The organism is Geobacter sp. DSM 9736, assembly GCF_900187405.1.
In the GTDB taxonomy this organism is placed as follows: Bacteria; Desulfobacterota; Desulfuromonadia; order Geobacterales; family Geobacteraceae; genus DSM-9736.
This window is the reverse complement of the sequence record NZ_LT896716.1, coordinates 568,687-593,448: the sequence shown is the minus strand read 5'-3', so window position 1 is coordinate 593,448 and position 24,762 is coordinate 568,687. Positions and strand designations below refer to the sequence as shown.

At 53.8% G+C, this 24,762-nt stretch carries 26 protein-coding genes and 5 tRNA genes; 2 read left to right on the top strand and 29 right to left on the bottom strand.

Annotated features, from left to right (window positions below; genetic code table 11):
• Positions 1-6: 6 nt before the first annotated feature.
• The 28 genes from clpX to CFB04_RS02635 all read right to left on the bottom strand — a co-directional run bounded on the left by clpX (position 7) and on the right by CFB04_RS02635 (position 22,268).
• Positions 7-1,260, bottom strand: a complete 1,254-nt coding sequence (clpX, locus tag CFB04_RS02770; RefSeq protein WP_088533857.1) for an ATP-dependent Clp protease ATP-binding subunit ClpX — start codon at positions 1,258-1,260, stop codon at positions 7-9.
• Complete coding sequence (gene clpP, locus CFB04_RS02765; RefSeq protein ID WP_088533856.1) at positions 1,257-1,856, bottom strand: ATP-dependent Clp endopeptidase proteolytic subunit ClpP; 600 nt, start codon at positions 1,854-1,856, stop codon at positions 1,257-1,259. The genes clpX and clpP overlap by 4 nt, the downstream gene beginning before the upstream one ends.
• A gap of 34 nt (positions 1,857-1,890) precedes the next feature.
• Positions 1,891-3,207: a trigger factor gene (gene tig, locus CFB04_RS02760; protein ID WP_088533855.1), complete on the bottom strand. Its 1,317-nt coding sequence runs from the start codon at positions 3,205-3,207 to the stop codon at positions 1,891-1,893.
• A gap of 87 nt (positions 3,208-3,294) precedes the next feature.
• Positions 3,295-3,377 (bottom strand) — tRNA-Leu (locus CFB04_RS02755).
• Positions 3,378-3,431: 54 nt separating this feature from the next.
• A tRNA-His gene (locus tag CFB04_RS02750) sits at positions 3,432-3,507 on the bottom strand.
• A gap of 14 nt (positions 3,508-3,521) precedes the next feature.
• Positions 3,522-3,598: transfer RNA gene (locus tag CFB04_RS02745), tRNA-Arg, on the bottom strand.
• Between the two features lie 4 nt (positions 3,599-3,602).
• Positions 3,603-3,680, bottom strand: a tRNA-Pro gene (locus CFB04_RS02740).
• Positions 3,681-3,753: 73 nt separating this feature from the next.
• Positions 3,754-4,347, bottom strand: a complete 594-nt coding sequence (locus tag CFB04_RS02735) for an XTP/dITP diphosphatase (protein WP_088533854.1) — start codon at positions 4,345-4,347, stop codon at positions 3,754-3,756.
• Complete coding sequence (rph, locus tag CFB04_RS02730) at positions 4,344-5,060, bottom strand: ribonuclease PH (RefSeq protein ID WP_088533853.1); 717 nt, start codon at positions 5,058-5,060, stop codon at positions 4,344-4,346. The genes CFB04_RS02735 and rph overlap by 4 nt, the downstream gene beginning before the upstream one ends.
• Before the next feature lie 53 nt (positions 5,061-5,113).
• The gene (locus CFB04_RS02725) at positions 5,114-6,169 is read right to left on the bottom strand and encodes a bifunctional oligoribonuclease/PAP phosphatase NrnA (protein ID WP_088533852.1); all 1,056 of its coding nucleotides are present in this window, start codon (positions 6,167-6,169) and stop codon (positions 5,114-5,116) included.
• A 133-nt stretch (positions 6,170-6,302) separates the two neighbouring features.
• On the bottom strand, positions 6,303-6,458 hold the full coding sequence (locus tag CFB04_RS02720; protein ID WP_088533851.1) for a hypothetical protein: 156 nt from the start codon (positions 6,456-6,458) through the stop codon (positions 6,303-6,305).
• A 146-nt stretch (positions 6,459-6,604) separates the two neighbouring features.
• Positions 6,605-7,153 (bottom strand): helix-hairpin-helix domain-containing protein, encoded by a 549-nt coding sequence (locus CFB04_RS02715; RefSeq protein ID WP_088533850.1) that lies wholly within the window; start codon positions 7,151-7,153, stop codon positions 6,605-6,607.
• Positions 7,150-8,733, bottom strand: a complete 1,584-nt coding sequence (gene cimA, locus CFB04_RS02710; protein ID WP_088533849.1) for a citramalate synthase — start codon at positions 8,731-8,733, stop codon at positions 7,150-7,152. The genes CFB04_RS02715 and cimA overlap by 4 nt, the downstream gene beginning before the upstream one ends.
• 38 nt (positions 8,734-8,771) lie before the next feature.
• Positions 8,772-9,995, bottom strand: a complete 1,224-nt coding sequence (locus CFB04_RS02705; RefSeq protein WP_088533848.1) for an aspartate kinase — start codon at positions 9,993-9,995, stop codon at positions 8,772-8,774.
• Positions 9,996-10,142: 147 nt separating this feature from the next.
• Entirely contained in the window at positions 10,143-10,619 is a 477-nt protein-coding gene (gene tsaE / locus CFB04_RS02700) for a tRNA (adenosine(37)-N6)-threonylcarbamoyltransferase complex ATPase subunit type 1 TsaE (protein ID WP_088533847.1), read from the bottom strand.
• The gene (locus CFB04_RS02695) at positions 10,616-11,071 is read right to left on the bottom strand and encodes a CBS domain-containing protein (RefSeq protein ID WP_088533846.1); all 456 of its coding nucleotides are present in this window, start codon (positions 11,069-11,071) and stop codon (positions 10,616-10,618) included. Before CFB04_RS02695 ends, tsaE begins: the two co-directional genes overlap by 4 nt.
• Before the next feature lie 50 nt (positions 11,072-11,121).
• Complete coding sequence (locus CFB04_RS02690) at positions 11,122-12,666, bottom strand: NAD(P)H-hydrate dehydratase (RefSeq protein WP_088533845.1); 1,545 nt, start codon at positions 12,664-12,666, stop codon at positions 11,122-11,124.
• Complete coding sequence (locus CFB04_RS02685; RefSeq protein WP_088533844.1) at positions 12,663-13,046, bottom strand: holo-[acyl-carrier-protein] synthase; 384 nt, start codon at positions 13,044-13,046, stop codon at positions 12,663-12,665. The genes CFB04_RS02690 and CFB04_RS02685 overlap by 4 nt, the downstream gene beginning before the upstream one ends.
• A 21-nt stretch (positions 13,047-13,067) precedes the next feature.
• Positions 13,068-13,526: a PPC domain-containing DNA-binding protein gene (locus CFB04_RS02680; protein WP_088533843.1), complete on the bottom strand. Its 459-nt coding sequence runs from the start codon at positions 13,524-13,526 to the stop codon at positions 13,068-13,070.
• Between the two features lie 29 nt (positions 13,527-13,555).
• Positions 13,556-14,257: a response regulator gene (locus tag CFB04_RS02675; RefSeq protein ID WP_088533842.1), complete on the bottom strand. Its 702-nt coding sequence runs from the start codon at positions 14,255-14,257 to the stop codon at positions 13,556-13,558.
• 11 nt (positions 14,258-14,268) lie between these two features.
• Positions 14,269-14,988: a pyridoxine 5'-phosphate synthase gene (locus CFB04_RS02670; protein WP_088533841.1), complete on the bottom strand. Its 720-nt coding sequence runs from the start codon at positions 14,986-14,988 to the stop codon at positions 14,269-14,271.
• Entirely contained in the window at positions 14,989-16,344 is a 1,356-nt protein-coding gene (glmM, locus tag CFB04_RS02665; RefSeq protein WP_088533840.1) for a phosphoglucosamine mutase, read from the bottom strand.
• 44 nt (positions 16,345-16,388) lie between these two features.
• On the bottom strand, positions 16,389-16,787 hold the full coding sequence (locus tag CFB04_RS02660; protein ID WP_088533839.1) for a YbbR-like domain-containing protein: 399 nt from the start codon (positions 16,785-16,787) through the stop codon (positions 16,389-16,391).
• The gene (gene cdaA, locus CFB04_RS02655) at positions 16,784-17,545 is read right to left on the bottom strand and encodes a diadenylate cyclase CdaA (RefSeq protein WP_088533838.1); all 762 of its coding nucleotides are present in this window, start codon (positions 17,543-17,545) and stop codon (positions 16,784-16,786) included. The genes CFB04_RS02660 and cdaA overlap by 4 nt, the downstream gene beginning before the upstream one ends.
• 33 nt (positions 17,546-17,578) lie before the next feature.
• A complete protein-coding gene (gene folP, locus CFB04_RS02650) occupies positions 17,579-18,781 on the bottom strand; it encodes a dihydropteroate synthase (RefSeq protein ID WP_369833204.1) in 1,203 nt (400 codons plus the stop codon).
• Between the two features lie 11 nt (positions 18,782-18,792).
• Positions 18,793-20,625 (bottom strand): ATP-dependent zinc metalloprotease FtsH, encoded by a 1,833-nt coding sequence (gene ftsH, locus CFB04_RS02645; RefSeq protein WP_088533837.1) that lies wholly within the window; start codon positions 20,623-20,625, stop codon positions 18,793-18,795.
• Between the two features lie 71 nt (positions 20,626-20,696).
• Positions 20,697-22,121, bottom strand: a complete 1,425-nt coding sequence (gene tilS / locus CFB04_RS02640) for a tRNA lysidine(34) synthetase TilS (RefSeq protein WP_088533836.1) — start codon at positions 22,119-22,121, stop codon at positions 20,697-20,699.
• A gap of 70 nt (positions 22,122-22,191) precedes the next feature.
• Positions 22,192-22,268, bottom strand: a tRNA-Met gene (locus CFB04_RS02635).
• Positions 22,269-22,526: 258 nt separating this feature from the next.
• Between CFB04_RS02635 and CFB04_RS02630 the strand changes: the two genes are divergently transcribed.
• Together CFB04_RS02630 and CFB04_RS02625 are read left to right on the top strand one after the other, a co-directional pair.
• Positions 22,527-23,354, top strand: a complete 828-nt coding sequence (locus CFB04_RS02630) for an RMD1 family protein (protein ID WP_088533835.1) — start codon at positions 22,527-22,529, stop codon at positions 23,352-23,354.
• A 147-nt stretch (positions 23,355-23,501) separates the two neighbouring features.
• Complete coding sequence (locus tag CFB04_RS02625; RefSeq protein WP_157698692.1) at positions 23,502-24,290, top strand: energy transducer TonB; 789 nt, start codon at positions 23,502-23,504, stop codon at positions 24,288-24,290.
• Positions 24,291-24,348: 58 nt separating this feature from the next.
• Here the strand turns inward: CFB04_RS02625 and CFB04_RS02620 are convergent, their stop codons facing one another.
• A complete protein-coding gene (locus tag CFB04_RS02620) occupies positions 24,349-24,762 on the bottom strand; it encodes a response regulator (RefSeq protein ID WP_088533833.1) in 414 nt (137 codons plus the stop codon).

Here is a 24,762-nt window from a genome sequence, read left to right as displayed (position 1 = left end):
TCCTGTTCAGGCGGACTCAGCCACGTTCTCATAGACGATGATGGGCTTTTCCTTCCGGATGATCACATCGTCGTTTATTACCACTTCCTTTACCATAGTCTGCGAGGGAATTTCGTACATAATGTCGAGCATGACATTTTCGAGGATGGAGCGCAGACCACGCGCGCCGGTCTTTCTTTTCAGAGCCTCTTTTGCAATGGCAACAAGAGATCCGTCCGTGAATTTGAGTTTGACGTGCTCCATCTCGAACAGCTTCATGTATTGCTTGACGAGGGCATTTTTCGGTTCCTTGAGTATCTGAACCATTGCTTCCTCATCAAGTTCGCTGAGGGTGGCAAGTACCGGCAGACGACCGATAAACTCAGGAATGAACCCGAACTTCAGAAGATCTTCAGGAGTTACTTCCGCAAGTAACTCTCCTGCCCGCTTCTCGATACGCTTTTTTACATCAGCCCCAAACCCAAGGGTTTTCACGCCAATCCGCTGCTGGATGATATTTTCCAGGCCTGCAAAAGCGCCCCCGCAGATAAAAAGAATATTTGTCGTATCGACCTTCAGGAACTCCTGCTGCGGATGCTTCCGTCCCCCCTTCGGCGGTACGCTGGCAACCGTCCCCTCGATAATCTTGAGAAGCGCCTGCTGAACGCCCTCTCCCGAGACATCGCGGGTAATAGAAGGGGAATCAGACTTGCGGGCAATCTTGTCGATCTCGTCGATATAGATGATTCCCTTCTGTGCCCGCTCCACATCGTAATCGGAAGCTTGCAGCAGATTGAGAATGATATTTTCCACATCCTCACCGACGTATCCGGCTTCGGTGAGATTCGTAGCATCAGCCATGGCAAATGGAACCCTCAGAATTCTCGCAAGGGTCTGGGCCAAGAGCGTCTTTCCTGACCCGGTAGGACCCAGCAGAAGGATGTTGCTCTTCTGCATCTCCACGTCACCGGGCTTTCCCATGGCTTCTATTCGCTTGTAATGGTTATATACGGCAACAGCCAATGTCTTCTTCGCACGGTCCTGTCCTATAACGTATTCATCCAGGACTTCCTTGATTTCGTGCGGTTTCGGCAGCTTCTTGATGTCAGGGCCTATTGCCTCTTCAAGCTTGGTTTCTTCTGCGATTATGTCGTTGCACAACTCGATGCATTCATCGCAGATGTAAACCGTCGGCCCGGCAATAAGCTTTTTCACCTCATCCTGGCTCTTTCCGCAGAAGGAGCAAATGAGATTGTCGGTCCGGTCTTCGCGTCTACTCATCGGGTGCCTCCCGGCGCAGCATTTCTGCTGATAATGGAGTCGATGATACCATACGCGCTGGCCTCCTCGCTAGACATAAAGTAGTCGCGCTCGGTATCGGCTTCCACCTTCTCCAGCGGCTTTCCCGTATTCTGGGCAAGCAGTTCGTTGAGCCGCTTTTTCATGCGGAGTATTTCCTGGGCGTGAATATGAATGTCTGTCGCCTGCCCCTGAAATCCACCAAGCGGCTGATGTATCATAATGCGCGAATGCGTAAGTCCGAACCGCTTTCCCGGTTCTCCACCAGCCAGAAGCAGTGCGGCCATGGAGGCGGCCTGTCCGACACATATGGTAGAAACCGGAGCCTTGATGTACTGCATCGTGTCGTAAATAGCCATCCCGGAAGTGACAACTCCTCCCGGAGAATTTATATAGAGATGAATATCCTTGTCAGGGTCTTCGGCCTCAAGAAAAAGGAGCTGCGCGACGACCAGGTTCGATATATGGTCGTCTATCGGGCCGCCGAGAAAGATGATGCGGTCTTTCAGCAATCGGGAGTAGATGTCGTAAGACCGCTCTCCCCTCCCCGTCTGTTCCACCACTATTGGTACAAGCATAGCATGCCCCCTCGAATTGTCATCCGTAGCTGTTTCAGGCCTGTTGCTCAGTCATCTTCTCGCGGGGCATAAGGCTGACCTTCGCCTTTGCTATCAGAAATTCAACCGCCTTGTTTTCTCTGATCTGCCCAAGAAGGTTCTCCCGCGCCTGCTCATTGCTCTGGAAATAGTTACGGATCTTATCAACATCCTGGTTGTTTTCGGTGGCGATTTTTGTGATCTCTTCATCAAGATCGCTCTCTTCCGCCTTGACATTCTCCTGTTTGGCGACTGCATCAAGCAGCAGCGAACCCTTCACCTGATTCTCTGCAATCCCACGAAACTGAGATTTGTACCTCTTTTCGTCGAGCCCCATCATTTCTAAAGAGAGATTTTGAGAGGCGAGTCGGCTCTTTGCATTGTCGAGCATCAACTGCACCTGCTTTTCAACGAGCGCCTCCGGAACCTCTATATCATTTCTCTCAATCAACGCTCTAATCAATTGCTCACGGAACTCGCCCTCGATCCGACCCTTCTCCTGTTTTTCATAGAGTTCGGCAATCTTATCCTTCAGCTGCTCAAGAGTCTCATATTCACCGAATTCCTTGGCTAGGTCGTCATCCAAAGAAGGGAGTTCCTTTACCTTTATCTCCTTGATACGAACAGCAAAGGTAGCCTCCTTGCCACTAAGCTCGGCGGCGGAGTAATTCTCGGGGAAGTTTACGCTAATATTCCCCTCGATCCCCCGGTCCATGCCTATAAGTTGCTCTTCGAAACCAGGGATGAACTTGCCGGAACCGATCTCCAGCACAAAATCCTCGGCAGATCCCTTATCGATAGGCGCACCGTCTACAAATCCGGTAAAATCAAGTGTGACAAAGTCGCCAGAGGCCACAGCACGCGCTTCCTCTATGGGTTTAAGCTGTGCAAGGCTCTCACGCATTTCCGTTAAGCGTTTTTCTACCGCCTCCGGAGAAGGAACAAACTCTTCCTTCTTAACCTCCAAGCCCAGGTAATCTTTCACTTCTATCTCAGGAAAAACTTCTACAATTGCAGAGTACTTGAACGTTTCCCCCTTTTTCAGGTCATCGCTTTCAATCATCGGGTGAGATACAGGATAGATCTTCTGATCCATGAGCGCCTGAAAATAAGTGTCATTCACAATGTTCTTGAGCACGTCCTCCTGCATCCGCTCGCTATAGTACTTCTCAAGGTACGACTGTGGGACCTTGCCCTTGCGAAATCCCTTAATTGCGGCGTGCTTGCGTATTCGATCGTAAGCCTTGTCGATCTCCGCACCAACACGGTCTGCAGGTATTTCAACATTGATTTTCTTTTTGACGCTGCTGAGTTTTTCGACGGTAATCTGCATCTCGGACCTCACTGAAAATTGAATGCAATGTTCTTTGGGAACAATCGGAAGTTATTCTGGAGAGAAGCCATGCGGGATGTGCTTGACTGGTGCGAGAGGGGGGAGTTGAACCCCCACGGTTGCCCGCTGGATCCTAAGTCCAGTGCGTCTGCCAATTCCGCCACTCTCGCGATTATAAACGATAATGAATAAGCCCCGTTGTCTGACGGGGCTTAGCTGTTACATGGGGTGGCTAGTGGGATTCGAACCCACGTATGAACGAGTCACAGTCGTTTGTGTTAACCGCTTCACCATAGCCACCATAAAGGCCAAACTGGCACGCCTGAGAGGATTCGAACCTCTGACCTACGGATTAGAAGTCCGTTGCTCTATCCAGCTGAGCTACAGGCGCATATTGGTCGGGGTGAGAGGATTCGAACCTCCGACCCCCTGCTCCCAAGGCAGGTGCGCTAGCCAGGCTGCGCTACACCCCGATGGAAATGCCTCTTATAGCACAGCATCTGCACCCTTGCAACTACTTTTTATCAACGGTGCAGCTTCTTAAGATCAACCAGCTTCTTTTATATAGGACAAAAACTCACCCAATGCACAACCTCGATGACTGACCCGGTTCTTCAGGTGCAACGGAAGCTCCGCCAAAGTCTTACCGTACTCCGGCACGAGAAAGAGCGGGTCGTAACCGAATCCATCCTTTCCACGAGGCTCCTTAAGGAGAACGCCTCTCAGTTCCCCCGAAAACTTTCGGCAAGCGCCATCAGGAAGGCAATAAGCAATAACACACTGAAAGCGAGCGCTTCTGCAGTTATCGGGAACATCTGCCATCAGCGCAAGAAGCTTTCTGTTGTTATCATCGTCAGTGGCATCCTCGCCGGCAAACCGCGCCGAATAAACCCCCGGCTGCCCATCCAAAGCATTGACAACCAACCCCGAATCGTCGGCAATAGTCGGCTTGCCGGTAGCAACTGCAACCGTACGGGCTTTTTTTATGGCATTTTCTTCGAACGTTATACCATCCTCAAGGACAGGTGGTATTCCCGGATAATCCCTAAGCGAATACAGATGCTCCACAGTGCCGTGCAGAAGAAGCTCAAGCTCCCGTAGCTTACCTTGATTTCCAGTAGCGACAACAAGCTCCCTCACCGCGAGAGGGCCTCCGCCTGAATTTCGAGAAGGCGGGAAATCCCTCGGATCGCCAGCGATCTCATGGCATCCATCTCGGCGATTGAAAAGGGGGCCGCCTCGGCTGTGCCCTGAACCTCGACGAAGCGGCTGGAGCTTGTCATGACATAGTTCATGTCGACATCCGCTGCCGAATCTTCCTCATAGTTCAGATCGAGCAGCGGCACCCCTCCTACGATTCCGACACTGATGGCCGCAACAGCCTCCTTAAGCGGAGAGGCAGCAACAGCTCCTTTTTCCTGCAGAAACCTCAGCGCATCTGCCAAAGCAACATAAGCACCGGTGATAGAAGCAGTCCGGGTTCCTCCATCGGCTTGAATCACGTCACAATCGATGAGAACAGTGCGCTCTCCAAGAAGCGACATATCCGTAACTGCTCGAAGCGAGCGTCCGATGAGCCTCTGTATCTCATGGGTTCGGCCTGTTACCTTGCCCCGGGAAGACTCGCGGGGAGAGCGGGTATGCGTAGCCCTCGGCAGCATGGCGTATTCCGCTGTAACCCAGCCGGAACCCTTTCCGCGCAGAAAGGGAGGTACAGTCTCTTCTACGGAAGCAGTGCATATCACCTTGGTGTCACCACATTCAACAAGAACCGATCCTTCCGGATGCTTCACATAATTCCTGGTGATGCGTATCTCTCTCAGCTGATCTGAAGTACGACCGTCTATTCGCATGAAGCTCCCGATTAGTTTGGTAAACGCGTTTATATAGCAGCGAGACCTTATTGTCAATGTCTCGAAGCGGATTTACCTATGAGGTCCCTGGACCTGATCTGCTCCATCCCCAACGCCTGCAGGAGACGTTTAGTCAACTCTCGCTCTACACGCTCAATTACGTCCCGATCCGCAGGAACGTTGTCTATTTTTCCCCCTGCCATCATGCCATGCCCACCAGCAGCCCCCATACCATCGACTATACTCCTGATGATTTCACCTGCATTTAGGTCATGGCGAATGGTACGGATGGACAGGATCATTTCGTTACTGTACTGCCCCATGCTGAGGACAGTCTCTATATCCTCCAGCCTGATGAGGAAATCTGCCATCTCGGCAACTACTTCGGGGAAGATTATCTCCTGAAGATTCATCACGAGAAGCGGACCATAAATGCGGGAATGTTCAAGGGCGCTGTTTATTGTGAGAAAATATTCTATCGGGAGTTTAGGATATGAAATCTCGTAGAGCAGCTTCTTGTTGGTAAGAGGAAAGAGACGGAGGTAAGCCTCCCTGTCCGGCTGGTTAGCCTCACGCCCCAGATCCTGTGTCTCCGACCTGATTGCATAAAAAAGAGCGGTAGCCAGCTTGGTGCCGATAATGACCTCCTGGGCTTGGAGATATTCGTATAGAATTGTCGCGGTAACTCCGTATTCATCCCTTATGTCAGCCCATCGGCTGCTCTGGGTGGCAGGACGCGGAGGATGGTGATCTATGACGATATCCACTTTCACGCCGGGGGGGAGTGAGTTGTTACCTGTTGCAGGTTGCGTATCTAACATGCAGATGACTTGATAGTCGCTGATGTCGATAAGGGCAAAGGGAGTTAGAGGAATCTCCAGCTTCTTGGCCATCGCAAGGTTTTCGCTGCGGCCGATCATTCCCGAAAAGGCAATCGTGGCATCCCGGTTTAGCTTCATGACGAACAGATGCCTCAGGGCCATTGCAGAAGCCAGACAGTCAGGATCGGGATTGTCATGTACAATGATGAGGATTTTTCCTCTTCCCCTCAGCCATACCAGTAAATCGTCTGTAAATTTACGTGACTTTGCGATCAACTCACTTGTCAACGACTCCTCCTGCCAGTCCCCTCATATTTGGTGCCATTCTACAATTGTATCTGTAGCGCAAGACGACTCAAGATTATTCATGAAAAAAAAGAGGGGCGATGCCGCCCCTCCCATTCCTTCACACCCTTTCAATTCAGCCGATAAAGAGGTTATTGTTCCGCGCCCGGTTTGCAATGATGGTCGGGTCGAGGAGCTCGCCGCAGCAGGTACACTTCCAAGCATCAAACGATCTGACGAAGTCGTAGAATTTTTCAGCGAACATACGGCCTTTGCATTTCGGACATTTCATGACTATCCCTCCACTCGATGGTTATTTTCGTTAGGTTAGCGAGAGGGATTTCACCATGCATGCCAATAGGGAGAACCGGGAAGGGATTAGAGAGAAAGTTAGAAATAAAATGAGGTTGCGGTTTAAAATCGTGCATTTACATCTGATTAAAATTTTTCCATTATTACACCCAGCGTGCCATGCCCGATCCCCGGTACCCGGACAAGGTCAGCCACCCCCTGAAAATCGCCATTACATTGACGGTGATTCATTATCGCACGTGCGAGAGCAGGCCCGATCGACGGCAATTCCTCCCATTCCTGCCTGGTCATCTCGTTCGGGAGCAGGGGCAGCCCAAGAAGCATACGCTCCCGCGCCCCCATCCTAACTACCTTGATTTCCATATGTTTAGAGTCATTCCATTCCGCGAGGATGATTTCGCCGGCCGATATCTTTCTACTGAGCACCGGCATATCGGCAGAACTGAAAGGAACTTTAGGGACCGCCATTTTTATGGCGGCAGCTACCGTAGTACCGTCAGGAATTTTATAGATGCCTTCCCGAAGATCACCACTTACCCGCACTAGCACCTCTTCGGAGGATGAACGAACAAAGGCCACGGGCATCTGTTTAAAAGATGTCCCGTGGCCTATTACTGAAACAAGCAAAATCGCCGCAACCAGCAGAAGTACCAGGCGCTGTGCCCGATCGCTCACTTTTTCGCTACCTCGGCGTCCTCCTTGTGAAGCTTGAATTCGATGCTGTCAATCAAGGCCTGATAGGAAGCATCAACTATGTTATCGGAAACGCCGACAGTGCCCCATCTGGTCCCCTTGTCACCGGATTCGATAAGAACACGGATCGCTGACGCCGTCCCCTGTCCAGCAGGAAGAACCCGCACCTTGTAATCAAGCAGCTTGACATCTTTCAGTTTCGGATAAAACTTCTCCAACGCCTTTCGCAGAGCATTGTCGAGAGCGTTGACCGGGCCGTTCCCTTCGGCGGCAGTATGCTCGATCTTGCCTCCGACCTTTACCATTATCGTAGCTTCGGAGATGGGCTTCTGGTCTTCATGACGCTTCTCATCTATCACCCGGAACCCGATCACGGAGAAAAACTTCCGGTGAGTACCGAGAGCGCGCCGCATGAGGAGTTCGAAGGAAGCTTCCGCGCCCTCAAACTGATAACCCCGGTTTTCCATCTCTTTTATGTTGTCCAGAATTTCGAGCGTTACCGGATCTTTGCTGTCGAGGTTGATGTCGAATTCTTCAGCCTTGGCCAGAATATTCGATCTGCCCGAAAGATCGGAAACGAGAACTCGGGTGGTGTTCCCCACTACTTCCGGACGCATATGCTCATAAGTCTCGGGATGCCGCTGAATTGCGCTGACGTGAACCCCCCCCTTGTGGGCAAAAGCGGAATTGCCTACATATGCCTGATGCTTGGCCGGCGAAAGGTTAGCCAACTCATACACAAACCTTGAGAGATCCCGCAGCTTCCGCAGTTGCTCATCGCTGATGCACTCCCTCTTCATTTTGAGCTTCAGCGCCGGGATGATGGAGCAGAGATTGGCGTTACCGCATCGCTCACCGAAGCCGTTGATGGTCCCCTGCACATGGACCACTCCTTCGTTTACTGCGTGCAGTGAATTTGCAACGGCACATTCGGAATCATTATGGGTATGGATGCCGAGAGGGGTCTTGATGTGCTTTCGAACATTTCTGATTATTTCCGCCACTTCGAAAGGAAGGGTTCCTCCATTGGTATCGCAGAGAACAATGCAATCTACCTTGGCGGATTCTGCGGCCTGCAGGGTCTTGATCGCATACTGTGGGTTAGCCTTGTACCCGTCGAAGAAATGCTCAGCATCGTAGACCGTCTCCGGAACCCTGGACTTGAGGTACTCCAGTGAATCGAAAATCAGCTCCAGGTTTTCTTCCAGAGAAATCCGTAGCGCCTCGTGCACATGAAAGTCCCAGGTTTTCCCGAAAATAGTAACCACATCCGGCTCAGCCTGAACCAATGTTCTGATGTTCTGGTCTTTGTCCGGAGTTATCTTGGCACGTCGGGTGGAACCGAATGCGGCAATTTTCGCCTGCTGCAGCTTCTCCTTCTTGATGTCCTTGAAGAACGCTACATCCTTCGGGTTACTCCCCGGCCACCCCCCCTCGATGTAGTGAATTCCTATTTCATCGAGCTTATGGGCAATTCGAATTTTATCTTCGACGAGGAAGGAGATGTCTTCTGCCTGGGTGCCGTCCCGCAGAGTGGTATCGTAAATCCGTACAAGACTCATATATCTTCACCTTCTGCTTTCATTTGAGGATGAACGGATCAGGCAGCAGCGCCGGCAAGACCGAAAGCATCGTGGAGTACCCTGACAGCCAGTTCAGTGTATTTGGCATCTACGACCACGGACACCTTTATCTCCGATGTAGAGATCATCTGTATGTTTATGCCTTCCTTTGCCAGCGTCTCGAACATTTTCGTCGCGACCCCGGCGTGGCTGCGCATCCCCACGCCAACGATGGAGATTTTGCTGATGTTCTCATCAGTCATCACATCCTTGGCTTCCACTTCCTTGGCCGACTCTTTGGTGATTGCAAGCGCTTTCTTAAAATCAGCCTTAGTAACGGTGAAGGTGAAGTCGGTAAAGCTGTCCTCGCTGACGTTCTGTACGATCATGTCCACCGAAATGTTGGCTTCTGAAAGGGGAGATAGTATCTTGGCTGCAATGCCCGGTTTGTCCGGCACCCGCATAACGGCGATCTTGGCTTCATTTTTGTCATAGGCGATTCCTGACACGAGAACTGCTTCCATATCCTTATCCTCCTTGGTAACCATAGTTCCTGGATTGTCGTTGAAGCTGGAACGGACGTGAATATCGACGTTGTACTTCTTGGCGAACTCCACCGAGCGGATCTGGAGCACTTTTGCACCGAGGCTCGCCATTTCCAGCATTTCGTCGTAGGAAACCTTCTCGATTTTCCGTGCATCCGTACAGATGTTCGGGTCAGTGGTATATACGCCGTCAACATCAGTGTAGATTTCACAGACATCTGCCTTCAATGCGGCAGCCATGGCGACTGCAGACGTATCGGAACCTCCGCGGCCAAGCGTCGTGACGTTTCCCTCACGGTCAACCCCCTGAAAACCGGCCACAATAATGATAGTGCCCTCTTTCAGATCCGCACGGACCTTCTTGTCGTCGATCTCCTCTATACGAGCCTTGCTGAACACATTGTCCGTGATGATGGGAATCTGCCACCCATGGTACGACTTCGCCTTGTAACCCATCGACTTGAGGCACATAGCCAGTAGCGCAATGGAGACCTGCTCTCCGGAAGCTACGAGAACATCATACTCACGATTGTCGGGAAACTCTGTCACTTCGTTGGCGAGAGCTACAAGCTTGTTGGTCTCTCCCGACATTGCCGATACGATGACCACCATGTCGTTGCCTGCATCATAGGTCTTGATGACCCTTTTGGCGACGTTACGGATGCGTTCGATCGTACCCATCGAGGTGCCGCCATACTTTTGGACCACGAGAGCCATCTGGAATCCTCCTTTGGAACGGGTAATATTTTTTCAGTTGGGAGTGACTAATGGGATGCAGAAATAGTTTTTACTATCAAGAATCTCGTGTACCGTCAAAACATTTTTTTATGACAATGTGACATTTTCAGCAGGCTTGCCTGGCAGTTACAGTTCTTGCGCCGCAAGGGCGGCGAGAAGCCCCTCATAGCGCGCTCCAGTAGCGGAAAAATTGAGAGTACGGGTCTTTTCTCCCTCATATATTATCTGCACCGCCAGCCGCTCCACCGGCAATTCCTCATCAAGCCGGTCCGCCCATTCTACCAGGCACGCACCTTCTCCTTCAAAATACTCATGAAATCCAAGGGCTTCCGAGTCTTCATCACCCGACAACCGATAGAGATCGAAGTGGTAGAGTTTCAGCCGACCCTCGTAGATGTTCATCAGAATGTAAGTCGGGCTTGTGACTGCAACTGACGGGTCAACACCGAGACCAGCGGCCACTCCTTTAGCGAACTCTGTTTTGCCGGCGCCTAGATCCCCTATGAGCGCGACGAAATCTCCCGGCTCCACCAGCATGCCGAGTCTCTCACCCAGCAGAACCGTTTCAGAGCAGCTTCGGCTCGTGACAGTCCACGATGTCATACGGGCTGGATCATAGACCGTATAAGGTCGATGCGCGCGACCATACCCACCAGGAGGTCTCCGTCAACCACGGGAATGGCATGGATCTTTTTGCTGCTCATCATGTCGGCGACTATGCTTACAGGCGTTTCGGGGGTAACGGCTTCCACCTCGGCAGTGTATATGTCCTCAACGGTCTGACCGGTTACCTTCTTCAACTCTCGCTCGAATTTCTTGTCGCTCTCGAGGTAGATGACCCAATCAAAAATGGAGACCACCGTCGGTATGTGCAGGTTCCGGTCCTGCTCTATCAAGTCGGTTTCGGTTACGATTCCAATGAGCCTTCCCTCTTCATCCACAACAGGGAGGCTGCTGATCCGATGACGAGCAAACAGCTCCGCCAACTCCCTGATATTCTGCTCCTTTCGAACACTTATGACAGGTGTCGTCATCACATCGGCAACTTTGAGCATACTGCCTCCTCTTTAGTTTGGGACACATGTACGGAAAGATCGAAACACTGTCAGCTACCCTGCTGCAAGAGTTTGAAGGCATACGGTATCCGCTCCTGCACATCCACCGCCGAGATACCGGTTTCGCCCTTATCCGCGGCTACAATATCGGCGGCATGGCCGTGGATGTAAACCCCTATACAACAGGCATCGAAGGGCTCGTACCCTTGGGAGAGGAGTGCAGCCAGAAGACCCGTAAGCACATCACCCATGCCGCCGGACGCCATGCCGGGATTTCCGGTGCTGTTGATGGCAAGCCGTCCATCAGGTGCAGCAACGACCGTCCGGGCACCCTTCAACACCAGCCACACACCATACTGCCGGGCGAATTTAAGAGCCACGCCGATGCGGTCGGCCTCGACAGCTGTAGTAGCAAGGCCGGTCAATCTCGCCATTTCCCCCGGATGAGGCGTAAGCACCGTTATCCGTCCGCACCGATCCAGCAACACTTCCGGTTGTTCGGAAAGTGCGTTAAGCCCGTCGGCATCGATAACCAGCGGGTTGGAAAGAGCGGCGGAAAGAATGCGTACCAGCCCTGCAGTCCTCTGATGCCATCCTATTCCCGGCCCGAGGGCTACGGCATCTTTCCCAGCTGCTGCATCCATCAGGGCGCCGCAGGCTCCCTCAGTCAGTCTTCCGGTAGCATCGTCATCAATCGGGACCGTCATCGACTCGGTCGTCTTCACTTCCAGGATATGGTGAAGAGACGCCGGCACTGCCAGAGTGACGAGGCCGCTCCCTCCCCTGACAGCGCTGTTGGCCGCCATCGCAGCGGCGCCCGTTTTTCCGGTGGACCCCGCTATGATGAATGTATGACCGAAGCTTCCCTTGTGAGCAACAGGAGAGCGAGGGCGGATCAGAGACCTTGCAGCAGCGGCGTCCAGATAATCATATCCGGGTGTTTCCGCAAGGATTTTCGCGGGTATGCCGATATCCACCGTAACGACGACCCCGCAATTCTCTGCGCCCGGATAAACAACATGACCGAGCTTGGGAAAACCGAAGGCCACCGTAAAATCAGCCATGACCGCCTCGCCCATGATCCGGGCAGTAGTCCCGTTGACCCCGGAAGGTATATCCACGGCAACAACAGGAAGACCTGAGCCATTGATCAACCTGATGGCAGCAAGGTGTTTGCCGGCGACGTCGGTATTGAGTCCGGTACCGAACAGGGCATCCACGACCAGGGTCCCCTCGCGCCATGATCGGGCTGCCGCGGCAAGCGCCGCTTCATTCGGACAGAAGTTCAGGCAACCTTTACCAAGCCGCTCCAGATTGGCAAGGGCATCCCCAGCGATATCCGCCCGCTCCGCCACGACACAGACATCTGTGCGCCACCCTGCTTCCTGCAGATACCGCGCGATTACGTACCCGTCACCACCGTTGTTTCCTTTACCTGCCACAATGATTGCACGACCCGAGGAACCGTAGCGGGAGATGATCTCAGCCGCGCAACACCGCCCCGCATTTTCCATGAGCTGAAGCCCCGGAATGCCCGCCTCGGTTATCGCCCGCCGATCCACCTGCTGCATGATCTCGGCTGTGACTACTTTCATGGCAGCTGCTCCAGTATAACCATGGCTACACCGAAATTTCCGTCATGAGAGAGGCTAAGATGGCAGCGGGACAATTCGCGCTCCCGAAACACCTCCGCCCCCCTTCCGGATAAAAGAAGCTCCGGCTTGCCCAGGTGGTCGTTTACGACTTCCATGTCCCGCCAGGATATACCGTCTCTAAGTCCGGTACCTAGGGCTTTAAGATATGCTTCCTTCGCAGCGAATCGCAGTGCGTAGTGCTGAGCACTCTGCTTTCGGGCCACGCAGTATTCGTGCTCCCGCGGAGTAAAAATCCGTTGCAGCAGGGGCTGGTTATCCTCCCGAACGAAACGCTCGAAGCGGCTGATATCGACGATATCGACTCCGGTCCCGAAGATCATTGATTTCCCCGTAGGCAGAAGCTACGCCGCCGCATGATCATCGTTTCGGAGCTTGAGAAGCGACAGGCCGGAAACAGGGTCGAGCTGCCGGACCGCGCTCACTCCCCTTACCTCCGTCACAATCGCCTCCAGAACCAGAAAAACCTCGCTGTCATCCCTCAGGCACCCTGTCTTGACGAAATCGTGTTTACCGAAGGAGCCGTGGATGTGGACCTTCGGCTCGTCACCTTCCCAGAACAGCGTGCCGACACCGAGCATTTCGTGGCTTTCCTCGAGCTCGCGCCACACCGGTTCCGGGGGCATCTCCTCCCCCCGGGGCCCCACGACGAACTTGCCGCGTCGAATCCCTCCCACCAGGTGGATAACAGCAGCTCTGATATATTCCTTCCTCGCAAGCACCGCCAGCCCTCCGAGCAAATCATCCCCATCAGAGAAACGGACGACAACCACCCTTCCGGTTTCACCAATCTGATAGTCCATTATCTCTCCTCGCTTGACTCCATGACGCCTCAGGAACAATTTTCTATGAAGTTCCTTATAAGAACACGGGATTCTTCGGTCATATCGAGAAATTCAACCCCAAAGCCCTCGGGAAGATCCTGTTTGTTGCGATGCTCTCCGCTGTTGACCCAGGCGACCTTCCCCCATGCCTCGATTAGTGAGGAATTGCTGCCCGACAGGATAAAGCTCACTTCCACCGGCGCGCCCTTGACCACGTCCCCATCGAAACCTATGTACATTCCTCGCATGCCGAGATTGTTACAGGTGCCTGAAAAGTTCTCGTAGTTCATTCTGAAGACGACATTGATGCGGCAGTGGATGCGCATCTCGCGGCGGTCGATCTGAGCCAGAAACCGGCGTCCGGCCTCAAGGAAGGTGGCACGGTCGAGGGGCTTACTGAGACAGGCGTCGCACCCAGCGCTGCGAGCCGCTGCAACGTCGTCATCACTTCCGGCGGTCGTTACCATGATCACCGGCACTCTACGCAGTACCGGGTCGGCTTTCAGCGTTGCGCAGCACTCCGGACCACTCATCCCCGGCATGTCGAAGTCGAGGTATATGAGGTCAGGTCGGTACCGGCGTGCCATTGCCACCGCCTCACAGCCACCGTCCGCTGTGATGACGTTTGCCCCGGCCTGCTTGAGCAGCTCCATCTCGAGAGTCAGGAACAACCTCGTATCATCGACGAGGAGAATCACGGGCTTGCTCATGTCAGGTCCAGTCAGGCATATTTTATCAGTTCGACCATATCCCGCACGGCCCGGTCGAGCCCGACGAGTACAGCGCGTGAAATGATTGAATGACCTACATTGAACTCTTCGATCCCGCCCAGTGCGGCTACCTTCTTGATGTTCCGGTAGTTGAGACCGTGCCCTGCATTGACCCCGAGGCCGAGCTTCGTCGCGAGCTTGATGGCTGCCTCGATCTTCGCCAGCTCCCGGTTCTCCTCCTCCGCCGTCTCGGCTTCCGCATAGGCACCGGTGTGGATCTCGATGTAATCAGCCCCGGTCTTGTGGGCTGCTTTCACCTGGGCAGGATCTGGGTCTACGAAAAGACTGACTGCGATGCCCCCGTCCTGAAGCCGGTCCACAGCCTCGACCACCTGCTCCATATTGAGCCGCACATCGAGGCCCCCCTCGGTCGTAAGTTCCTGACGTTTCTCCGGTACCAGGGTGCACATTTCAGGCTTGACCGCAAGTGCGATCTGCACGATCTCGGGGGCAGTAGCCATCTCCAGGTTGAGACGTGACTGGACAGTCCTGCGCAGAAGCTTCAGGTCCCGCTCCTGAATATGACGCCGGTCCTCTCGCAGATGGAGGGTGATTCCGTCAGCACCCGCCAGTTCTGCAATAGCGGCCGCCGTGACCGGGTCCGGCTCGCGTCCCCCCCGGGCCTGACGGATCGTTGCTACGTGATCGATATTTACTCCCAGTCTCGCCATTTACTTTCCCCCCAGCTTCTTTTCGACGAGATCGGCGATCTCTTTGCCCCAGCCGGTTATCTGGTACTTGTCCTGACCTTCTAGCATTATGCGCAGAAGCGGTTCGGTACCCGAATAACGCACCAGCAGGCGACCTTCGTCCTTCAGCTTTGCCTCGATGTCCTTCACGAGTTTGGCGATCTCGGGATGGGTCATGATGTCCTTTTTTTCGGGCACCCGCACATTGACAAGCACCTGAGGGAGCGGAATCATCACCTCCGCCAGCTCCGCGAGCGTCTGTTTCCTGCGTCGCATGATGGCCAAAACCTGGAGCGCCGACTGCATCCCGTCCCCTGTAGTGTTGTGATCCAGGAATATCATGTGCCCGGACTGCTCTCCCCCCAGGTTGTATCCCCCTTTGCGCATCTCCTCAACTACATAGCGATCGCCGACCGCGGTCTTGACGATCTTTCCGCCCGCTTTCTTGATTGCGATGTCGAGTCCCATATTGCTCATCACGGTAGCTACTACTGTGTTCTTGCGAAGCTTCTTCTGCCGGATCATCTCGGTGGCGCAGATAGCCATGATCTGGTCCCCATCGACCTCGTTGCCGAACTCATCCACGAAGATGACCCGGTCTGCGTCTCCATCCAAGGCAATTCCCAGGTCCGCCCTGTGCTCCTTCACTGCTTCGCTGATAACCTCGGGATGAAGTGATCCACACCCGGCATTGATGTTTGTTCCGTTCGGTTTAGCTCCGATGGTGATTACTTCCGCTCCCAGTTCCTCGAGAACCGCCGGCGCGACTTTGTAGGCAGCTCCATTGGCGCAGTCCAGGACGATCTTCATACCGGCGAGGTCGAGATCCTTTGGGAACGTGCTCTTCAAAAAGACTACGTAACGTCCCGCGGCATCGTCAATCCGATAGGCCTTACCGACCTCGGTCGCAATCGGACGAAGAGAGTCGATCTTCTTGGAGAATATCAGATCCTCCATTTTCAGTTCCATCTCGTCCGGCAGCTTGAACCCGTCTCGTGAAAAGAACTTGATGCCGTTATCCTGGAACGGGTTGTGTGAGGCGGAGATGACAACCCCCGCATCGGCCCTCATGGAGGAAGTGATATTGGCAATTCCGGGCGTCGGCAGTGGACCGACCAGAAGAACATCGACCCCCATGGAGCAGATACCGGCCACAAGGGCGTTTTCTATCATGTAGCCTGAAAGTCTCGTATCTTTACCGATAACGATACGGTGCCGTCTGTGGCCGTTGCGGAACATGTACGCCGCTGCTCTTCCGAGCTGCATCGCCATCTCAGTTGTCATCGGGTAGACGTTGGCGACACCGCGAACGCCATCGGTCCCGAAAAGCTTCTTCATTACTCTCTCCTTGTCTTCAGGCTGCGCGCGCAACAGAAGAGGTTTTAATTCCGGCGGAGTCGCCCCGCCTTCCTGAGCTCGATCTCTATCATCGAGGGATAGATCCTGGTAACCCGAAGTTCTCGCGGAACGGGCACAGCATTCCCGAGGTCCGGAAAGGCAACAGTCCCCTCACGGAGATTCCCCAGATCGAGAGAAACGGTCAACCGCTCGGGCACCAGCCGCATCAGCTGTATCCGCGGCCCCGCAACCCGAACTACGAGATGGTGGGGGAGCTGGTTGGTCACGTCCAGCCCTTGCGGGACATTAACTACACGAACAGGTACGGTCATCTCCGTTTCGGATTCTCTATCATAATTAACGAACAGCCACAACACAAACGCGAGTGAAAGCGACAGTACAATAAGCCCGGAATTCTTAGGCAGACGAGCCGGGAGGTTCATTTCAGCCACCTCCCCTCAAGTAGTTGCCGGAGCACCTTGCGAAGGCGGGGCGGCTCCAGATCTCGCAGAACCCCACCCCCTATCGCCACCGATATCTTGCCGGTCTCCTCCGAAACAACGATGACAACTGCGTCGACAATTTCGGTGAGCCCGATGGCAGCGCGATGGCGGGTTCCAAGTGTCTTGCTGATCTCCGGGTTCTGGGTAAGCGGAAGAAAGCATCCGGCCTTGGTCAATTTCCCCTTCTGAATAATGACAGCCCCGTCGTGGATCGGAGAATAGGGCAGAAATATCGAGGTTATGATCTCTGAAGTCACTTTGGCATCAATCTCGGTACCTACCTCCAGGAAGCCGTCGAGAGGCATCTCTCTCTCAAGCACCATCAAGCCGCCGATCTTCTTATCGGAAAGCGCCTGTGCCGCATTCACAAGCTGCTCGATGACTTCGCCCCCCTCATCTCCACCGCGGTTTGACTGTTTCCGGCTGATGGTGACGAGAGCACGACGCAGGTCATGCTGGAAAATGATGACCAGGACGAGAATTACGGAGGAAAAAAGGTTGTTGAGCAACCAGCCGAGAGTCTTTAGCCCGGTGATCTGCGACGAGGCGTAAAGTGTGAATAACAACCCGAGAACGAGGACCAGCCGGAACGTGACAGTTCCCCTGATGAGAAGGAGGAACTTGTAGATGAGAAAAGCCACCACAGCCACATCCAGTAGATCGAAGAGCCACCCGGAATTTTGCAGTATCTCGGTCATTCGTTCCACCAGAAAATAATTTGCCTCTCATGACTAGTGTGGAGGTGTCATCTGCCTCGTTATGGCAAAGGCCATATCCACGACATCACGCATCTCCCGTACGTCATGAACTCTGAAAATTGAGGCGCCGTCGGCTACTGCAAGCGCCACGGTTGCCGCAGTCCCGAAGGCACGTTCGGTGGTTTCACGGTCGAGGACTTTGCCGATGAAACCCTTGCGCGAAGTTCCTATGAGTATGGGACGTCCCAGCACTCCGAATTCGGATAGCCTTCCCAGAATTTCGAGATTGCCGCGTACGTCCTTGCCGAAGCCGATTCCTGGGTCCAGCACAATACGCTGTGCATCAATGCCCACGGTCACTGCTCGGCCAACCGCCGCGCGAAGATCATGTATCACCTCGTCGACGAGTGCCTTATACCTAGTATCCTTCTGCATTTCATGTGGCCGGCCGCGCGTGTGCATGAGCACCATTCCGGCATCGGTCTCTGCCACCGTTTCCGCCATCTGCCGGTCAAATGTGAACCCACTTACATCGTTGACAATGGCGGCTCCGGCAGCGATCGCTTCCCTGGCTACAGCAGCTTTGTAGGTGTCAATCGAAACTGGCACCTTAAGGCGCCCGTTGAGCTTTTCCAGCACAGGCAGCACCCGGCGCAACTCCTCCAGTTCCGATACAGGTGGCGCAAAAGGACGGGTGCTTTCTCCGCCCACGTCGATTATATCGGCGCCATCCTCCTCCATCTGCAATGCACGCTCAACCGCCTCGTCGACAGATCGGTACCTGTTACCGTCCGAAAAAGAATCCGGCGTGAGGTTCAGAATGCCCATGATGCACAAACGGCGGGAAAATTCGAGAATTTTCCCGCCGACATGCCAGTGGCGCTGTAGATTCGCCTCGTTATCGAGCAGCCTGAGCAGGTCGTTGGCGAATGTCGAAAAATCAAGTTGGAAACCGGACAGGAAGGAGCAGAGCTTTCGCATCTGCTTGTCGGATCCCATAAGGATGGCGGTCGTCCTGCCAGTTTCCTCCACTCCACTGCGGCCGACTGCGACGTCTCCTCCGAGAGCCAAAAGCTCCTTTCTTAAAAGGGCCACATCGTCGAGATTTACCCCGTCTACCTTCACCACCCGGTAGAGCATTTTGGGAGCGAAACTGCGCAGGGAGAACGGATCGATTCCCAGTGCAGCGAGGTCCCGCTGTGCATCTGCCAGGGACCTCACCGACAACAGCCGCATGGCACACTTCATCAGACAGAAGGTACGGGAGGAGTAGCCTGAGGCGCTCCTGCAAGCGAAACCTCTTTAATGATACGGTCGACCTCGTCTCCTGAGAGATTCTCTTTCACGATAAGTTCCAGAGAAAGCTTATGAAGGACATCGATCTTGTCCCTCAGAAGTTGCAGAACCCGGGCATAATTTTCATCGACGATACGCCTGATCTCGACATCGATCTCGACAGCAGTAGCCTCGCTGTAGTTTTTTTGTGTTGCCATTTCCCGGCCGAGAAAAATCTGCTCATCTTTTTTACCGAAACTGACAGGGCCGAGTTTGTCGCTCATTCCCCATTCACAGACCATTTTGCGGGCAATCTCGGTGGCTCGCTCAATGTCGTTGCCGGCACCCGTGGTCATAGTATTGAAAACAATCTCCTCCGCCGCGCGCCCCCCCATGAGCACTGCGATCCGATTGAGCAGAGCCTCTCGCGAGTAACTGTGCTTGTCCTCGATCGGAAGCTGCATCGTCACACCGAGAGCGCGCCCACGGGGAATAATGGAGACCTTGTGCACCGGATCGGTGCCTGGTATAAGTTTCGCCACAAGAGTATGGCCTGCTTCGTGGTAGGCGGTATTCTTTTTCTCCTCCTCGGAAATCACCATACTCCGCCGCTCGACCCCCATAAGAACCTTATCCTTGGCATCGTCGAAATCCTGCATATCAACTGCGTTCTTGCCTTTTCGTGCAGCCAGCAGAGCTGCCTCGTTGACCACATTGGCAAGGTCGGCACCGGAAAATCCGGGAGTTCCACGTGCGATAACTCCCATATCGACTCCGGATCCCAGCGGCGTTTTTTTTGTGTGCACCCTGAGAATCTCCTCGCGCCCTTTCACGTCTGGACGCGGCACTACTACCTGTCGGTCGAAACGCCCAGGCCGGAGCAGTGCCGGATCAAGTACATCAGGGCGGTTGGTCGCAGCGATAAGAATGACCCCTTCGTTGGATTCGAAACCGTCCATCTCTACAAGCAGCTGATTGAGGGTCTGCTCCCGCTCGTCATGTCCACCGCCGAGCCCTGCGCCGCGGTGACGCCCCACTGCATCTATCTCATCGATAAATATGATGCACGGAGCACTCTTTTTGCCCTGGACGAAAAGATCACGAACACGGCTAGCTCCGACCCCGACAAACATTTCGACGAAATCGGAACCCGAAATGGAAAAGAAAGGAACGCCTGCCTCTCCTGCAATGGCACGGGCCAGAAGGGTTTTACCCGTGCCCGGAGGTCCCATCAGGAGCACTCCTTTGGGGATTCGCCCGCCGAGCTTGGTAAATTTTTTCGGATCCTTGAGAAAGGAAATGATTTCTTCCAGTTCCTCCTTTGCCTCCTCGATGCCGGCAACATCTTCAAACGTCACCTTTCCCTGCGCTTCAGTCAGGAGCTTTGCCCGGCTCTTGCCGAACGACATCGCCTTTCCTCCACCGGACTGCATCTGCCGCATGAAGAATATCCACACCCCGACTAGCAGAATCAGCGGGAACCAGGACACGAAAATCGAAAACCAGGAGAATTTCTCCTCTTCGGGCCGTGCCGATACAGCTATCTTCTTATCAAGCAGTGTCTCGGATATGGTTGCATCCGAAGGCTTGTAGGTCCTGAACTCCTTGCCGTCGGTGAACTTGCCGATGACATCGTTGCCCTGGATGGTGACCGATCCAACCTTGCCCGCATCCACAGCCGCGATGAATTCGCTGTAATTGAGCCTTTCCTGGTTTGGCTTCGGCTTGTTGAAGAGGTTGAAGAGCAGGATCATCATGAGACTGATCACGAGCCAGAGCGCCAGGTTCTTATAAAATTGATTCAAGGATACCCCCTTGATGCGTTGAGCGCGCAGCAGCGTGTGCGCTTTAGTTGAAGTGGTTGAATAAATGTACTTTAAGTGGGATTAGATATCATATCAACACCGCTTTTACAAGCGGGTTTACCTCTATCGGGGATGAACATCGCCTTGGCAACAAGCCGGGTTGAAGCGGTAACTGGAGCAACCGCCGACCTGCGTATCCCGCAGACCCAGAGAAGATCGTCACCGCAATAGAGCAGCGGCACTCGGCGCCGATCCGATCTGGGAACCTTCGCCTCCATGAGAAGGTCTTTCACCTTCTTGTGTCCTGACATCCCTGAAGGAATGAAACGGTCACCGTTTCGGAATGTACGTATGCACCATGGAAAAGGGGCGGTTCCGAGATCGATCAGGGCGGAGCTTTTCATTCCATTTTCGCCGGGGGCATCCACCTGGACAGTCACTTCAAGGAATCCGCAACCTTTGAGGCTGAAGAGCCCTTGGCCGCCGATCTCAATGTCGAAGCCTTCCCAGTGGGTTAAGCAGTCCGAAAGAGTGAAGATAACAGAACCGTAGCTTTTTTCCACCGTCACCCCTGGCAGGTTCAGCGAAAGATGCGGCCGAGGAGAAAAAAGGAGTCGGTCGGTCTCCTGCAGATGGGAATAGCCTATTCGCTGAAGATCGCCCTTCAGGTGGCGCAATGCATGACGGTAAAGCCGCAGCCTGCCCCCACGGGGTTCTTCCCTCACCCCTGCTGCCCGCAAAAGCACCCGGCCAGGCAACACCTCTGCATGCCGGTCTAAAAGCTCGGCTGCAAGCCGCTCCAGTAGATCCTCATCGGCGGCCAAAGCATCGGCTGTAGCCGTAAGTCGCTTGGACACCGCAGGGTTGTAAGTGGAAAGAAGGGGAAGCAGTTCATGTCGGACTCGATTGCGAAGAAACCGGGGGTCGGCATTACTGCTGTCAGTTCTGAAGGGAATAGCCCGCTCGGACAGGTATTCCTCTATCTCCCGTCTCGTAACACCCAGCAGGGGCCGCACTATCCGTCCATCCTGGGACAGCGGAAGCATTCCGCAGAGCCCGGTCCCGGCACTGCCGCGCAGTAGCCGCATGAGAACCGTCTCAGCCTGATCATCCGCATGATGCGCGACTGCCACTACAGAAGCACCATGTTTTTCAGCGACCGCTGCGAAAAAGTCGTACCGACATTTCCGCCCCGCCTCTTCGAGTGACTGGCCCTTATCACGGGCAACCTTCGCTACGTCAACTCCTCGAGTCTCCACCGGCACCCGGTACCGGTCTCCCAACCCTCTGACGAACTGTTCATCTTCATCCGATTCATTGCCTCTCAGATGGTGGTTGAGGTGCGCGATCACAAGACGCAACTTGTAATCCGGGAGCCTGGAGAGGATATCAAGAAGAGCCACCGAGTCGGCCCCACCGGAAACGGCAACGACTATCGCAGCACCAGGGACAAAAAGTCCATATTCAGTTATCGACGCAAGCACCGTTTTCAGCATTTGATCCCGGCCTCTCCGGCGGCGGCAGAATGCAAAAAACCCCCACCTGGGAAAGGAGGGGGTTGAAAATTGGTGGCGGTGCAGGGACTTGAACCCCGGACACTACGGATATGAGCCGTATGCTCTAACCAGCTGAGCTACACCGCCTGAATGTTGCACCAGAAGCAAGAAAAACCTCCTTGGATCCCTAGGAGGATATTTCACCCCGCCTCCGGTAAAGTTGACTGTATACCGCAGCCGACTGCCCATTGTCAAGCAAAAAGGCGTCTACCTGGTGAACTGTCTGTGCCCTTTTCTGTACCTTTCCGGTCGCTGCCAAGCAATGATATTATGGAAACAACCCATGGGGCATGATAGATTATTCAATCTTCAAAAACTTCAGCGAGTCCATTCCAGAGGTAGCAGATGCAGCAGCATCATTTCATAGCATACGCATGTGCTGGCGAGATCGATCTTAACAAGTTCGGTCCACGGTTCGGCATTACCAGGAAGCTCCGATGGGAAGAGCCGCTCCTGCTCGATCCATTGACGATGCAGGCGCTCTCCCCTGGCGAAACCGGAAAACCACAGGTGTACCTTTATTTCTTTGGCGGCGTCGTGTTTCTTGACTGCCCTTCTGATGTCCTGCAACTCTTCTTCCGGGAGATGAGGAACATCAGCGACATTTTTGCCGACCTTCCCAGCCTGAAATACCAAGACCACTATTCGCTTCGCATAGAAAATACCGGCGCCCTGGCCATCACCAATGATTATGCGGTGATGTCCCACTATAATACTGCTTTTGTCGATATTATTGCTTTTGTTATCGCAAAATCGGTGGCGCTGGAAAGGATCGAAGAGCAAGTGGACAAAGTGCTCGATGAGATGGAGGGAATGATAGCGCTCCTGCACCAGGGAAAGCTCACCGTCCCGGACAAGAAACTTGGACGGCTTGCTTCACAGATTTTAAGCTTCAAATACAGTTCCATAGCATCGGTGATGATTCTCGACAAGCCGGAGATCACTTGGGACAACCCCGAGGCAGACCGTCTATATCTTACTATGGCAAACATGTTCGAGCTCAATCAGCGCTACCAGGAGATCAAACACAAATCCGAGACACTAATGGACATAACAGAAGTCTTTTCCACTCTAAGCCACGCCATCCGGGCATCCCGCCTGGAGATCATCATAATCGCCCTCATTGCCATAGAAATCATCATATACATTTTCGAGATCCTGGCCCCCCATTAGCGCTTCCATTCGGGATTGTTCTCCACCCTCACCCACAGCTGATCCAGTTGAATGATGCTCATTTCAGGCTACACTTTTCCCATCCGTAACTCGAAGTGCATTGTCCGGCTCTGTATCAGTTTGCCGAGCTATCGAAAGGAATGGCAGATGTCGAATTCCATAAATTCAAAGGATCTCAATGATTATCGGGAGATAAAAACGCGCTCCCGAAGCAAGCACTCAGGAAAAGGCTTAAGCACATTACGGGGAGGAAAGTTTCTCGCGCTGTTCCTGGTTCTTCAGATACTGGCGATCACACTGCTTCTCATGTGGGATAGGGAAAAGCAGAAGGGGCAGGAACAGCCGATAAAACAGATGAAGATCACACAGCATCGCGCGCTCCCACCTCCTCCAACTCCCCAACAGATCAACAATGAGGAACGTCATTCCGAAATCGGACAGCAGCGGGAGAACAAAGTGGTGATTACGGAGATGCGAGATTCACTGGCTGCGGTAAGTTCCTCACCCGCAGCGCCCCGTCCGGAACGTATCTCGCGTGGATCAGAGGAAGGAGGAGAGAAATTATGGCGGGTAAAACGAGATACAGCAACCTTTCGATCCATACAGGCACAACCGCGCGCAGAACGCTCTCCCCTCCTCGACCTGAGAAACTCCTATGCAGCTTCGGTGCGTCACCTTGTTGAGCGGCGCAAGGAGTATCCGCTGGTCGCACTGAAGTCTGGAATCGAGGGGCGATCTCTCGTGGTGTGCGTATTGAGGCGCAACGGATCTGTGAAGCATGTAGAGCTTGTAAAATCGAGCGGCTATACCGTGCTCGACAATGCGGCATTACGAGCCGTCAGGTACGCCGGGACATTTCCCGCCGTTCCAGACTCGATCCCCGGTGAAGAGATAAGCGTGGACATCCCCCTGACTTTCCGCGTGAAGGATCTTTAGCGACAGGCACGCAACATGGCTTCAGAATTACCTTCAGGCAGATCATGATCCTCTGCCGCTAGGCACGCTTTCGTATTCCAAGTTTTCCAAGCGTCTCGCGCAGCTTCGCAGGTTCCACCGGCTTCACGAGGTGCGCCGCCGACTGGGCCGACATGAAAGACTCCATTATGTCCTGGGGAGCATTGCGGGACGAAAGAATAATGATCTTTACCTGCTGTGAAACAGGCACTCCCTCCAGCCGCTCAATCCGCCGAATTTCCTTTCCTGCCGCATGGCCGTCGATCTCCGGCATAACGATATCGAGAATGGCAAGATCGAAGGGCTCCCCTTTGGCCTTGGCCGCCACGAAGCTGTCTACGGCCTGGCGACCGTTTTCCGCCATAGTGCATACCGCTAAACCATCCAGATACTGTGCTATCAGTTCTCTCCCCAGTTCGTCATCGTCCGCTACAAGACATCTATATTCCGCCAT